The sequence below is a fragment of the Aequorivita todarodis genome (genome assembly GCF_028561335.1).
Taxonomy (GTDB): domain Bacteria; phylum Bacteroidota; class Bacteroidia; order Flavobacteriales; family Flavobacteriaceae; genus Aequorivita; species Aequorivita todarodis.
This window is the reverse complement of record NZ_JAQQTG010000013.1, coordinates 47,290-59,535: the sequence shown is the minus strand read 5'-3', so window position 1 is coordinate 59,535 and position 12,246 is coordinate 47,290. Positions and strand designations below refer to the sequence as shown.

Annotated in this window: 12 protein-coding genes; all 12 read left to right on the top strand. The window is 43.0% G+C overall.

Going from position 1 to position 12,246, the window contains the following annotated elements; genetic code table 11:
* Window positions 1–18: 18 nt before the first annotated feature.
* The 12 genes from POV26_RS04850 (at window position 19) to recN (ending at window position 12,211) form a co-directional block, all read left to right on the top strand.
* The gene (locus POV26_RS04850; RefSeq protein ID WP_272855347.1) at window positions 19–504 is read left to right on the top strand and encodes a GNAT family N-acetyltransferase; all 486 of its coding nucleotides are present in this window, start codon (window positions 19–21) and stop codon (window positions 502–504) included.
* 50 nt (window positions 505–554) lie between these two features.
* The gene (gene prmC, locus POV26_RS04845; RefSeq protein ID WP_272855346.1) at window positions 555–1,655 is read left to right on the top strand and encodes a peptide chain release factor N(5)-glutamine methyltransferase; all 1,101 of its coding nucleotides are present in this window, start codon (window positions 555–557) and stop codon (window positions 1,653–1,655) included.
* Window positions 1,652–2,242, top strand: coding sequence for an LOG family protein (locus POV26_RS04840; protein WP_272855345.1), 591 nt, complete (start codon window positions 1,652–1,654; stop codon window positions 2,240–2,242). Before prmC ends, POV26_RS04840 begins: the two co-directional genes overlap by 4 nt.
* A 96-nt stretch (window positions 2,243–2,338) precedes the next feature.
* On the top strand, window positions 2,339–3,043 hold the full coding sequence (locus POV26_RS04835) for an MIP family channel protein (protein WP_272855344.1): 705 nt from the start codon (window positions 2,339–2,341) through the stop codon (window positions 3,041–3,043).
* 149 nt (window positions 3,044–3,192) lie between these two features.
* Complete coding sequence (gene ligA, locus POV26_RS04830; protein WP_272855343.1) at window positions 3,193–5,187, top strand: NAD-dependent DNA ligase LigA; 1,995 nt, start codon at window positions 3,193–3,195, stop codon at window positions 5,185–5,187.
* A gap of 283 nt (window positions 5,188–5,470) precedes the next feature.
* Window positions 5,471–5,986 (top strand): DUF6913 domain-containing protein, encoded by a 516-nt coding sequence (locus POV26_RS04825; RefSeq protein ID WP_272855342.1) that lies wholly within the window; start codon window positions 5,471–5,473, stop codon window positions 5,984–5,986.
* 90 nt (window positions 5,987–6,076) lie between these two features.
* A complete protein-coding gene (gene dapA / locus POV26_RS04820) occupies window positions 6,077–6,952 on the top strand; it encodes a 4-hydroxy-tetrahydrodipicolinate synthase (RefSeq protein ID WP_272855341.1) in 876 nt (291 codons plus the stop codon).
* A gap of 138 nt (window positions 6,953–7,090) precedes the next feature.
* Entirely contained in the window at window positions 7,091–7,900 is an 810-nt protein-coding gene (locus POV26_RS04815; RefSeq protein ID WP_272855340.1) for an outer membrane protein assembly factor BamD, read from the top strand.
* Between the two features lie 11 nt (window positions 7,901–7,911).
* Entirely contained in the window at window positions 7,912–8,241 is a 330-nt protein-coding gene (locus tag POV26_RS04810; protein WP_272855339.1) for a DNA-directed RNA polymerase subunit omega, read from the top strand.
* 109 nt (window positions 8,242–8,350) lie between these two features.
* Window positions 8,351–9,574: a bifunctional phosphopantothenoylcysteine decarboxylase/phosphopantothenate--cysteine ligase CoaBC gene (gene coaBC, locus POV26_RS04805; protein ID WP_272855338.1), complete on the top strand. Its 1,224-nt coding sequence runs from the start codon at window positions 8,351–8,353 to the stop codon at window positions 9,572–9,574.
* Window positions 9,567–10,457, top strand: a complete 891-nt coding sequence (porD, locus tag POV26_RS04800) for a type IX secretion system protein PorD (protein ID WP_272855337.1) — start codon at window positions 9,567–9,569, stop codon at window positions 10,455–10,457. The genes coaBC and porD overlap by 8 nt, the downstream gene beginning before the upstream one ends.
* 101 nt (window positions 10,458–10,558) lie before the next feature.
* On the top strand, window positions 10,559–12,211 hold the full coding sequence (gene recN, locus POV26_RS04795) for a DNA repair protein RecN (protein WP_272855336.1): 1,653 nt from the start codon (window positions 10,559–10,561) through the stop codon (window positions 12,209–12,211).
* Window positions 12,212–12,246 lie beyond the last annotated feature (35 nt).

Below are 12,246 nucleotides of genomic sequence, written 5' to 3'. Positions count from 1 at the left end.
TACAAGGATTTAATTAGAATGGACACACCGATAATCCGACTTATTGAAAAGAAGGACGGTCCACAAATAGCCAAGGTAATACGTACGGTCTTGGAAGATTTCAACGTACAAAAAGTAGGTACGGCCTATGCCGATAAATCGTTGGATTGTATGTTTGAAACTTGCCGAAAACCGCGGGCGGTTTACTTTGTAGTGGAAGAGAACAACATAATAATCGGCGGTGCCGGGGTGGCGAAATTGGACAATTACGAAGGCAACGTCTGCGAGCTTCAAAAAATGTACTTCCTGCCCGAAGCACGGGGAAGGGGAGTGGGCGCGCAGATGATGGAGTTCTGTTTGGCAAAGGCGCGCGAGTTCGGTTTTGAAAAAATATACCTCGAAACCATGGAATATATGACCCACGCCCAAAAGCTGTATAAACAAGCCGGTTTTGAATATATTGAAAGCGCAATGGGCGACGCCGGCCACTATTCCTGCCCGGTGCATATGCTTAAAACATTATAATTTATTCCGTGTAATTCCCCCTTTGAAGGGGGCTAGGAGGATGTTTTCAAATGAAAATCTCAAAACTAAAAATCGATTTCCAAAACGCTCTTTCCCGGTTTTACCCTTCGGAAGAAATACAATCGTTTTTCGACATCCTTTCCGAAAAATACCTAAACCTCTCCCGAATAGAAATCGCTTTAAATCCCGATAGGCACATTTCCGAAACAGAAGCCGAGAAATTTCAGAATGCAATCCATCGCCTACAAAACCACGAACCCATTCAATATATAATTGGTGAAACTGAATTTTACGGCCTTCCTTTTAAAGTAAACAAACACACCTTAATCCCCCGCCCAGAAACCGAAGAGCTGGTGGATTGGGTTCTTTCCGACCTAAAAGGATTAAAGGAAAAACTTTCACGGTTGGCCATACTTGATATAGGTACTGGAAGTGGTTGCATTGCTGTATCGCTCGCCAAAAACCTACCGAATGCCACAGTCTCAGCTCTGGATATTTCGGAAGAGGCCCTGAAGGTAGCGCGGCAAAATGCAAAATTAAATGGCGTTTCCGTCGAACTTTTTAAAGATAACATTCTAAAATTGGAGCCACCATCAAAGCGGTATGATATCATTGTGTCCAATCCGCCTTATGTACTGCATTCCGAGAAAAACCAGATGAAACCAAATGTCTTGAACTATGAACCTGAATTGGCTCTCTACGCTCCTCCCTGGGACGATTTGATGTATTACATACCGATAATTGGTTGGGCCGAGGCTTTCTTGAGCGATGGCGGCGCATTATATTTGGAGATAAACGAAAAAAAAGGGAATGAGCTTTTGCGGCTTTTAGCTGCGGCAGGACTTTCTAAAAGTGAACTGCGAAATGATATCTTTGGAAAATCCAGGATGATTAAGGCACAAAAAGAATACAGGGCACTTTATATTCCGTCTGGGGGACCAACCAATCCTACCAAGGAAGGCTTTATTTCTATAAAAGATGCTGATGAATACATTCTTTCACAAATATGCGATACCTGTAAAAAGGAACTGGAGGATAATCCAAACACAATCACAACTTGTGAATTGGAGTGGTATATACAGGAAAAAAAGGTATCTTTATTTGATGATGAAATAGAATGGGAGAATATTCCATATAATCCGAATGAATGAACAATCTCGAAAAAATATGCGTTTTCTGCGGCAGTAGCGACGGCAACGACCTCGCCATAACGGACGCTGCAGTAAAGCTGGGCGAAATTTTCGCAGAACGAAACATTACCTTGGTCTATGGCGCCGCCAAAATAGGCGTGATGGGCACCATTGCCAAAAGCGTGCTGGACAACAGCGGAAAGGTAATTGGCATCATCCCCAACTTTTTAAAGAAAAAAGAAGTTGTCCATCTGGGCCTCACAGAACTTATCACCACCGAAAACATGCACGACCGCAAACTCAAAATGCAGGAAGAAAGCGACGGTTTCATAGCCCTGCCCGGCGGTATGGGTACTTTAGAGGAACTTTTTGAAATAATAACCTGGCTCCAGTTGGGCCTGCACCAAAAGCCAATTGGCCTTTTGAATATCAACGGCTTTTACAACGACCTTGTGAAAATGCTGGAAACCATGGTGCGCAAGGGCTTCCTTTCCATGGAAAACTACAATCTGCTTTTGGTCGATTCCAATCCCATTCAACTTCTCAAAAAAATGGAGGAGTTTAAAAGGCCCGATGTTCCAAAGTGGCTAAATTCTGACAGAACGTAGTGCGTTATCAACAATTTAGACTTCGTTTTTAACAAATGTAATTTTATTGGTTCATTTTCTTAAATTTAGGTTGTCTAACCTCTTAAATAATTGAAGATGAACTCATCAAAAAAGTATTTTGCCGAAGCTCTCGGGACGTTCGCCTTGGTTTTGTTTGGCACCGGGGCAGCTACCATTGCCAGTGTAACACATTCCGGTCCGGCCGGGATTGGTCTTTTGGGCATTGCGCTCGCCTTTGGTTTTGCGGTCTTGGTAATGGTCTATACCATTGGTCCCATTTCAGGTTGCCACATTAATCCGGCAATTTCAATAGCTATGTTGGCCGCGGGAAAACTATCGGCCAAAGATACCGTTGGCTACATCATTTTTCAATGTATCGGAGCCATTGCCGCTTCTGGACTATTATATCTTTTAGCCACTGGCAGTGCCGGTTTTGCTATGCCAGAATGGGGCTTGGGCGCCAATGGATGGGGTCCCGGGTATTTGGGCGAGTACAATATGACCTCGGCACTGGTGGCTGAGTTTGTTTTTACCTTCCTTTTCCTAATGGTAATTTTTGGAACAACCGCTGAACGGCACACCTCGCCTATGATGGCAGGCCTTGCCATTGGTATTTCCTTGGCGTTGATACACATGGTCGTTATCCCAATTACGGGAACCTCCGTGAACCCGGCCCGTAGTTTGGGTCCGGCACTCTTTGCTGGGGGAATGGCACTTCAGCAACTGTGGCTGTTCATTGTTGCTCCAATTGCCGGCGGACTTTGCGCTGCCTTGGTGCGCAAGATATTTTTGGATGATTGATTTGCTTTAAATCGAAAAGATTTACCACGAATACTCGAATGTTTTTATAAAATTTTTCGTGTATTCGTGGTTCTTTATTTTAACGCATCCGTGGTTCTTTTTTTGAAATTCATCCAAAACTAAATTTCCTTTATTTCTATATTTGTTTCATGAACATTGAACAGCAAATCACAACCCTCCGCAACGAGCTCCGCGAGCACAACTATAACTATTACGTCCTCGACAATCCCACCATTTCCGACTTTGAGTTTGACCAAAAACTAAAGCAACTTCAGGAACTGGAAAAGGCACATCCCGAGTTTTATGATGCCAATTCGCCCACGCTCAGGGTTGGGGGTGAAATCACCAAGAATTTTGAGACCGTGCCGCATACCTATAGAATGTATTCCTTGGATAATTCCTATTCAAAGGAAGATTTGGAGGATTGGGAAAAGCGAATCGAGAAAGCCGTTGATGGCAAAGTAGAATTCACCTGTGAACTTAAGTACGACGGCGCTTCAATTAGTTTGACTTATGAAAACGGCAAGCTGAAAAAAGCCATTACCCGCGGCGACGGTTTTCAGGGTGATGACGTAACCGCAAACGTAAAGACCATTCGTTCCATTCCGTTGCAATTGAAAGGCGATTACCCGCCGTTGTTTGATATTCGTGGCGAAATAGTTTTGCCTTTTGAAGGTTTCGCAAAGATGAATGCCGAAAGGGTAGAGGCAGGCGAAGAGCCATACCGAAATCCGAGAAACACTGCGTCCGGCAGCCTAAAATTGCAGGACAGCGCCGAAGTTGCCAAACGGCCGTTGGACTGCTTGCTCTACAGTATTGTAGGCGAAAAACTTCCCATAAAAACCCAATTCGAAAGCCTTGAAAAAGCAAGACAGTGGGGCTTTAAGGTCCCCGAAGCAGCCAAACTCGCTAAAAACTTGGATGAGGTTTTGGAGTTCGTAAATTATTGGGACGTGCACCGCCACGAACTGCCCTACGAAACCGATGGGGTAGTGGTAAAGGTGAACAATCTGCAACAGCAGGAAGAGCTGGGCTATACCGCCAAATCGCCGCGCTGGGCAATGGCCTATAAATTTAAGGCAGAACAGGTTTCCACGGTTTTAAACCAAATAACCTATCAAGTTGGCAGAACGGGCGCCATCACGCCCGTGGCAAACCTGGAGCCTGTGGAATTGGCCGGCACCATCGTAAAACGCGCTTCCCTGCACAATGCGGACCAGATTGCCAAGCTCGACATCCGCGAGGGCGATACGGTTTTTGTGGAAAAGGGCGGCGAAATAATTCCGAAGATAATCGGGGTAGATTTTACCCAGCGCGACCCCAGTTCCGGTCCCACGGAATACATAACCGAATGTCCCGAATGCGGAACGACCTTGGTTCGAAATGATGGCGAAGCACAGCACTATTGCCCAAATACCGAAGGCTGCCCGCCACAGATTATCGGGCGCGTCCAGCATTTTATTTCCCGAAAGGCGATGGATATTGAAGGTTTGGGCGGCGAAACCGTCGCGCTTTTGGTAAACAACGGTTTGATAAATAATTACGCCGATTTGTATCTATTAAAAGAAGAACAGATTATTCCTTTGGAAAGAATGGCCCAGAAAAGTGCCGAAAATATGATAAAAGGGATAGAAGCTTCCAAAGAAATTCCTTTTGAAAGGGTGCTTTTCGCGCTGGGAATCCGTTATGTGGGTGAAACCGTTGCCAAAAAACTGGCAAAGCACTACAAAACCATTGATGCCTTAAGAAATGCTTCCGAAGAAGAACTCACCACCGTTGACGAAATTGGCGAGCGCATCGCCCAAAGCGTGGTTTCCTTTTTCGCTTCCGAAGAGAATATCGCCATCATCGAACGGTTGAAAAGTTATGGCGTGCAATTGGAGATTTCCGCAGAAAAACTTGCCAACCAAACCGACACGCTAAAGGGGAATACCTTCGTAGTTTCGGGTGTTTTCACAAAAGTCTCCCGCGATGAACTCAAAAAACTGATTGAGGACAACGGCGGTAAGGTTTCCAGCTCCATTTCATCCAAAACCAATTATGTGGTGGCAGGCGACAATATGGGGCCGAGCAAAAAGACTAAGGCCGAAAGTTTGGGTGTCGCAATCATTTCCGAAGACGATTTTTTGCAAATGATTTCATAGGGAAGGTTAAGGGTTAGGTGTTAAATGTTAATGGGAAAAAGGATACCTCCGATGAATTTTTTAAAATTGAAGCATCATTCCGAAGAAATGAAATATTTATAGAAATTTTATTATTGTTCGAACATACGACCCCATCGGGGTCGAATCTTCTTCGTGTTTCATCGTCTATAAATATTTGAACCCTTCGGGTTCGGAAAAAAATGTTGTTTTATAATGATTTCATAATTGGCAGAGGATAAATTTTGAAAATAGCTATTTTTGCCACGCGAGAATTGGGCATTCCATGTTGAAAAAAGTAAAGCGACATTCCTTAAAAAAACACATTGAAAGAAACCTGACTGAGCGGGATTTTTCAAAGCGCAATGAGCCTTTAACATATTTGGGCTTTGTAGTGGACGAGGCTTTTTTTGACGATTTTGAAATGCTGTACGAGTTCGGAAAGGAGCTCGGCTTGCAACGAAAGGACGTAAAAGTCTTCACTTTCGTGGAAACGCGGCGAAAGATACCTTCGCTTCGGCAAAACCAGATAACCAATAAGGAATTTACATGGCGCGGTGAAATCCACAATCAAAATGCACAGGAGTTTTTGGATTTTCCGTTTGATGTGCTTATTGGTTATTACAACGGAAAGCACGAATTTTTAGGAGCGATGGTGGCACAGAGCAGGGCAAAATTCAAAATAGGCTTCAATAATTCTGATCCCCGGCTTTTTGATTTGCTTTTAGCCGTTGACCTGCAAAACAAGGAAGCTTTTAAAAGTGAAGTGAAAAAATATTTAAAAATTTTTAAAAAGATTTAATGGAAGCTAAAAGTAGGGGGCAAAAGGTGAAATGAGTCAAATTTTAGAATCCATAGAAACAAAAGTATCAACAGCATCAAAATATACAATATGAAAGAATTAGTTGGAACAGGCGTAGCATTGATAACCCCGTTTAAAAGTGACTTTTCCGTAGATGTGGAAGGACTTAAAAATGTGGTGAATTTCAACATTGAGAACGGAATAAATTATTTGGTGGTTTTAGGAACCACTGCCGAAAGCGCAACGCTTTCCAAAGAAGAAAAACAGCTTGTGATTGACACCGTGGTTTCAGCAAACAATGGCCGCTTGCCTTTGGTTTTGGGCATTGGTGGCAACAATACGCAGGAGGTTATTTCAGAAATGAAAACCCGTGACCTATCCGCTTTTACGGCCATTCTTTCGGTTTCGCCCTATTACAACAAACCTACGCAGGAAGGTATTTATCAGCATTTTGCCGCAATTGCAAAGGCGGCTCCGCTGCCGATAATTCTTTACAATGTTCCGGGGAGGACGGCTTCAAATATGCTTCCGGAAACCGTAATCCGCTTGGCGAATGATTTCGAAAAAATCGTGGCCATAAAAGAAGCGGCCGGCGATATTGTGCAGGCAATGAAATTGATTTCAGGTTGCCCAAAAGATTTCTTGGTAATTTCGGGCGATGATATGATTACCTTGCCAATGGTACTTGCCGGTGGGGCAGGAGTGATTTCTGTTATCGGCGAAGGTTTTCCTAAGGAATTTTCAAAAATGGTGAAACTAGGTCTTGATAAAAAAGCGGACGAAGCCTATAAAATCCATTACAAAATAGCACCGGCAATAGACTATATTTTTGCCGAAGGAAATCCTGCCGGCATAAAGGCGGTTTTTAAATCTTTGGGAATTTGCGGCGATACCGTGAGGCTTCCCTTAGTGGGCGTCAGCGATGGTTTGAGAGCCAGAATAGAAGATTTCATTAAAAAATTCTAAAAGCCCCCTTTTTGCATTTGAAGTTAAATATTTCAAAAGGCTTGCAAATAATAGCCTTCAGCGCAATATTTTAGCCGAAGAATAAGTTTTGTCCAATCACGTTTAATTCCCTATTTTTGCACGATGTTTTTTAAGCCCATGCGTTTACCACTTTTTATTATACTCAGTCTTACGATTCTCCTTTCATCCTGTAGCGAATACCAACGGGTACTCCGGAAGGATGATATGGGCAAGAAATACGCCATGGCGGATTCACTTTACAAAAAAGGCAAATACCGAAAAAGCCTGAAATTGATGGAGCAGATAGTTCCTTCCTATAGAGGAAAGCCACAGGGTGAAAAACTGATGTTTATCTACTCGAACACCTATTATAATTTGGAGGATTATTATTTGGCGGGGTATCAATTTGAGCGGTTTACACAGGCATATCCGCAAAGCGATAGCGCCGAAGTAGCTTCATTTAAAGGCGCGAAGAGCTTTTATCAACTTTCGCCCAGATATTCGCTGGACCAAAAGGATACTTATAAAGCTTTGGAGAAACTTCAGGAATTTATAAATCGTTTTCCAAATTCCGATAAAAGGTCGGAAGCCAATGCCCTTGTTGCCGAATTGCAGGAAAAGCTGGAAACCAAAGAGTTCGAAATAGCAAAACAATATTTGCACGTTGAAGATTACAAAGCTGCCATTGGAGCTTTTGACAATTTTATAACAGACAATCCCGGTTCGCATTATAGAAAAGATGCTTTTTATGGTAGATTTGTCTCCGCCTACAAACTTGCAATAAACAGTATTCCAAGCTTGGTTCAGGAACGTTTGGTTACCGCAAAGGGATACTACAAAAATTTTATGAAATATTATAAGGATACCGAACTGGCTCCCGAGGCGACAGAGATTTACGAGGACATCGAGCGCAGGATCGTACCCACAGAAACAGAACCCAATAGTTAATCACTTTTATTATGGATATTAAAAATTCAGAAGCACCCATCAACACCGTTACCCTCGACAAGAACTTGATCGATGCGCCAACTAACAATATTTATGAAGCTATTTCAATTATTGCGAAAAGAGCTGCACAAATAAACGGCGACATCAAAAAGGAACTGCTCGAAAAACTTGATGAGTTTGCAACTTACAACGACAGTCTGGAAGAAATTTTTGAAAACAAGGAGCAAATAGAGGTTTCAAAATTCTACGAAAGGCTTCCAAAACCACACGCTTTGGCATTGCAGGAATGGTTGGAAAACAAAATCTATTGGCGAAACACTGCTGACGAAGTAGTAGAGTAAGCCCCCTATACCCCAAAGCGGGAACTCAGTGTGTAGGAACTGCGTACTGATTTCTGGCTGCTGCGTACTGACTACTGGCGACTAATTACTGAACACTGAACACTGAATTATGTCTGTTTTGCACGGAAAAAATATCTTGCTTGGCGTTACCGGCGGGATTGCCGCGTACAAAGCAGCATTTTTAGTTAGGCTTTTAGTGAAAAAAGGAGCTAACGTAAAAGTGGTAATGACAGATTCGGCTAAAGAGTTTGTTACGCCACTTACCCTTGCAACCCTTTCAAAAAATGAGGTGCTTTCTTCTTTTACCGATGAAAAGGGAGAAGACAGCTTTAAGGAGCCCAAATGGAACAACCACGTAGAATTGGCCCTGTGGGCCGATTTGTTTTTGATCGCTCCCGCCACGGCAAACACGCTTTCCAAAATGGCGAATGGCGCCAGCGACAATCTCTTGCTCGCCTGCTATCTTTCCGCAAAATGCCCGGTGTACTATGCGCCTGCCATGGATTTGGATATGTACCAACATCCTACTACCGCGGAAACTTTTAAAAAATTAGAGAGCTTTGGAAATATTCAGATTCCGGCGGCCTTTGGCGAACTTGCCAGCGGTTTGGTAGGACAGGGCAGGATGGCAGAGCCCGAGGAAATTGTTTCCTTTTTGGAAAATGATATTTCATCAAAACTTCCCCTTCGCGGCAAAAAGTTTTTGATTACCGCCGGCCCAACATATGAGGCCATTGACCCCGTTCGTTTCATCGGCAACCATTCCAGCGGAAAAATGGGGTATGCCATTGCCGAAACCGCTGCCGAACTTGGCGCTGAGGTTGTTTTGATTTCAGGCCCTTCAGTATTAAAACTTGACAATGAGTTCGTAAAAATCATCCGCGTTACTTCTGCGGAAGAAATGTACCATGCCGCGCACGAATATTTCAACAAGAGCGATGTCGCTATTTTAAGCGCCGCAGTAGCCGATTATCGTCCTTCGGAAATGGCTTCGGAAAAAATCAAAAAGAAAACGGACGAGTTGGTTCTTCAGCTTACAAAAACCAAGGATATACTTGCTTCGCTGGGCGAAATAAAAAAAGATCAATTCTTGGTGGGTTTTGCATTGGAAACCGAAAATGAGGAAGAAAACGCAAAATTGAAACTCAAAAAAAAGAATTTAGATTTAATTGTTTTAAATTCGCTTCGGGACAAAGGCGCGGGTTTTAAAACCGACACCAACAAAATTACTTTGATAACCAAAGACAATAAAACGCTTCCTTTTCCTGTTAAACCTAAAAAAGAAGTAGCAAAAGATATTTTAGAATATATTATAGAACAGACAAATGCGTAAATTTTTACTTTTCTTCCTATGTGCAACCGCTGTGTTTTCTGCACAGGCCCAAGAACTCAACTGCACCATTTCCATTGATGCCGAACAGACCGGACAACCCAATTTGCAGATTTTTAGGACGCTGGAAACCCAGCTGCGCGAATTTGTGAACAACACAAAATGGACCGATAAGGAATATAAAAACCAAGAACGCATAGATTGCAACATGAGTTTGGTAATAAGCAGCTATGACGGCGATAATTTTACGGGAACAATTCAAATTCAATCTTCGCGACCTGTTTTTGAATCGACCTACGACAGCCCCGTTTATAATTATTTTGACAGGCAGCTAAGTTTTAATTACAAGGAATACGAGCCGCTTAATTTCAATATGAACAGTTTTGGCTCCAATCTTGTTTCGGTGGTTGCTTTCCACGTTTACACGATTATTGGCTTAGATGCGGACACCTATGTTCTGAATGGAGGGGCGCCCTATTTTGAAATAGCCAAACAAATAACAAACACGGCAGCTTCCAGCAATTTCCAGGGATGGAGATCTACAGATGGAAACCAGTCCAGATATCGCTATAACGATGCTTTGCTGTCCTCGGTCTATAAGGAATTTCACGATGTGATGTACGAATACCATCGCGAGGGAATGGATATTATGGCCTCGGACCAAAAGGCGGCCAAACTGAAAATAGCCGATGCCATCAATAAGTTGAAAGGCATTAACGACAGGCGTCCCAACTCCTTTTTGGTGCGCACCTTTTTTGACGCCAAAAGCGACGAAATTCAAGCCATTTTCAGCGGAGGGCCACAGGTTGATATTACAAAACTGGTTGAAAATCTCAATAAACTGGCGCCTACTAAGCGGAACAATTGGTCTGAAATCAAATTTTAAATTCAAGATTCAAGATTCAAGATTCAAGATTCAAGATTCAAGATTCAAGATTGAAAGTTGAAAATTTCAACCGTCTAACCTCTAAAATCTAACCACTAACAGTGATAACCAGTCTCGCCATAAAAAACTATGCGCTTATTGAAGATATACGCGTGGATTTTAATGAGGGCCTTACAATCATTACTGGCGAGACGGGTGCCGGAAAATCGATACTTCTCGGGGCTTTGGCACTTGTGTTGGGAAAACGGGCAGATATTGGTAGCGTGAAAGACGCTTCAAAAAAATGTGTGATTGAAGGATGTTTCTCCATTAAAAATTATGGACTGCAAAATGTCTTTGATGAAAACGATCTGGATTACGACCCGCTCACAATTATTCGCCGTGAAATATTGCCCGGTGGAAAATCAAGGGCTTTTGTGAATGACACCCCAGTGGCTTTAACGCAACTGCAAGCGTTGGCGCCCCATTTGGTTGATGTACACAGCCAGCATGAAACTTTGGAAGTGGTTTCGGAAAACTTTCAGATGGAAGTGATTGATGCCTTGGCGGGAAACGCTGAACTTTTAAAATCGTATCAAGCGCATTTTGCGGATTTCAAAACCATTTCGGAAAAACTTTCGGCCGTAAAACTTCAAAAGGAAAACGCTTTAAAAGAGCTTGACTACAACGCCTTTCTTTATAATGAACTACAACAGGCAAATCTAAAAAAGCTGGACCAGCAAGAGCTTGAAGAAACTTTTGAAACGCTGAATAATGCCGAGGCAATACAGGAAGCGCTTTCAAATGCGAACAAACTTTTGGACGAGGATCAGATTGGCAGCTTGCAGACGGCGAAGGAAGCACGTCTCGTTTTGGGGCGCATAAAGGAATTTTCAAAGACCTTTGACGATTTTTGGCAGCGTTTAAACAGCGCTATTATTGAGATTGAAGATATTTCGACCGAAATGGCCAATTCCGCTGAAAAAATTGAGGCTGACCCCGAACGGCTTTTTCAGGTGAATGAACAACTCCAAACACTCTATAAGCTCCAGCAAAAGCATTCCGTTTCCACGGTTTTGGAATTGATTGAAATAGAAGCCCAGCTGGAAGAAAAAGTGAACACTACTTTGGGCCTTGATGAACAAATAGAAAACCTGGAAAAGGAGAAACGCAGGCTACGCGAAACAACACTGAAAATTGCTTCGGAATTGCATTCCAAAAGGACAGAGGCTATTCCCGTTCTTAAGAAAAAATTGGAAGACACCTTATTTCCGTTGGGCTTGCCAAACGCCCAGTTTCAGTTTGAGCTTTCCGCTTCCGAGGATTTCAAAACCAACGGCACCGATACGTTGCAATTACTGTTCACGGCCAATAAAGGTTTGGCATTCGGGCCATTAAAAAAAGTGGCCTCCGGCGGCGAAATGAGCCGGATCATGCTCGCCATAAAAGCGGTTTTGGCCGAATACAAAAAATTGCCTACCATCGTTTTTGATGAAATTGATACGGGTGTTTCAGGCGAAATAGCCAATAAGATGGCTGCTATTTTACACCAAATGAGCAAAACCATGCAATTGTTGAGCATTACACACTTGCCACAAATTGCCGCAAAGGGCGATCACCACATAAAAGTATATAAAGAAGACAGCAACGACTTAACGAGTACCCATTTAAAGATTTTAGGCGAAGAAGAGCGCATCGTTGAAATAGCGCAGATGCTCGGGGGCAAAAATGTTTCGGAAGCAGCAATTGCAAATGCGAAGGAATTATTGAATTAAAACGTATCTTTACTTTTCGGTAGTCGGTAGTCGGT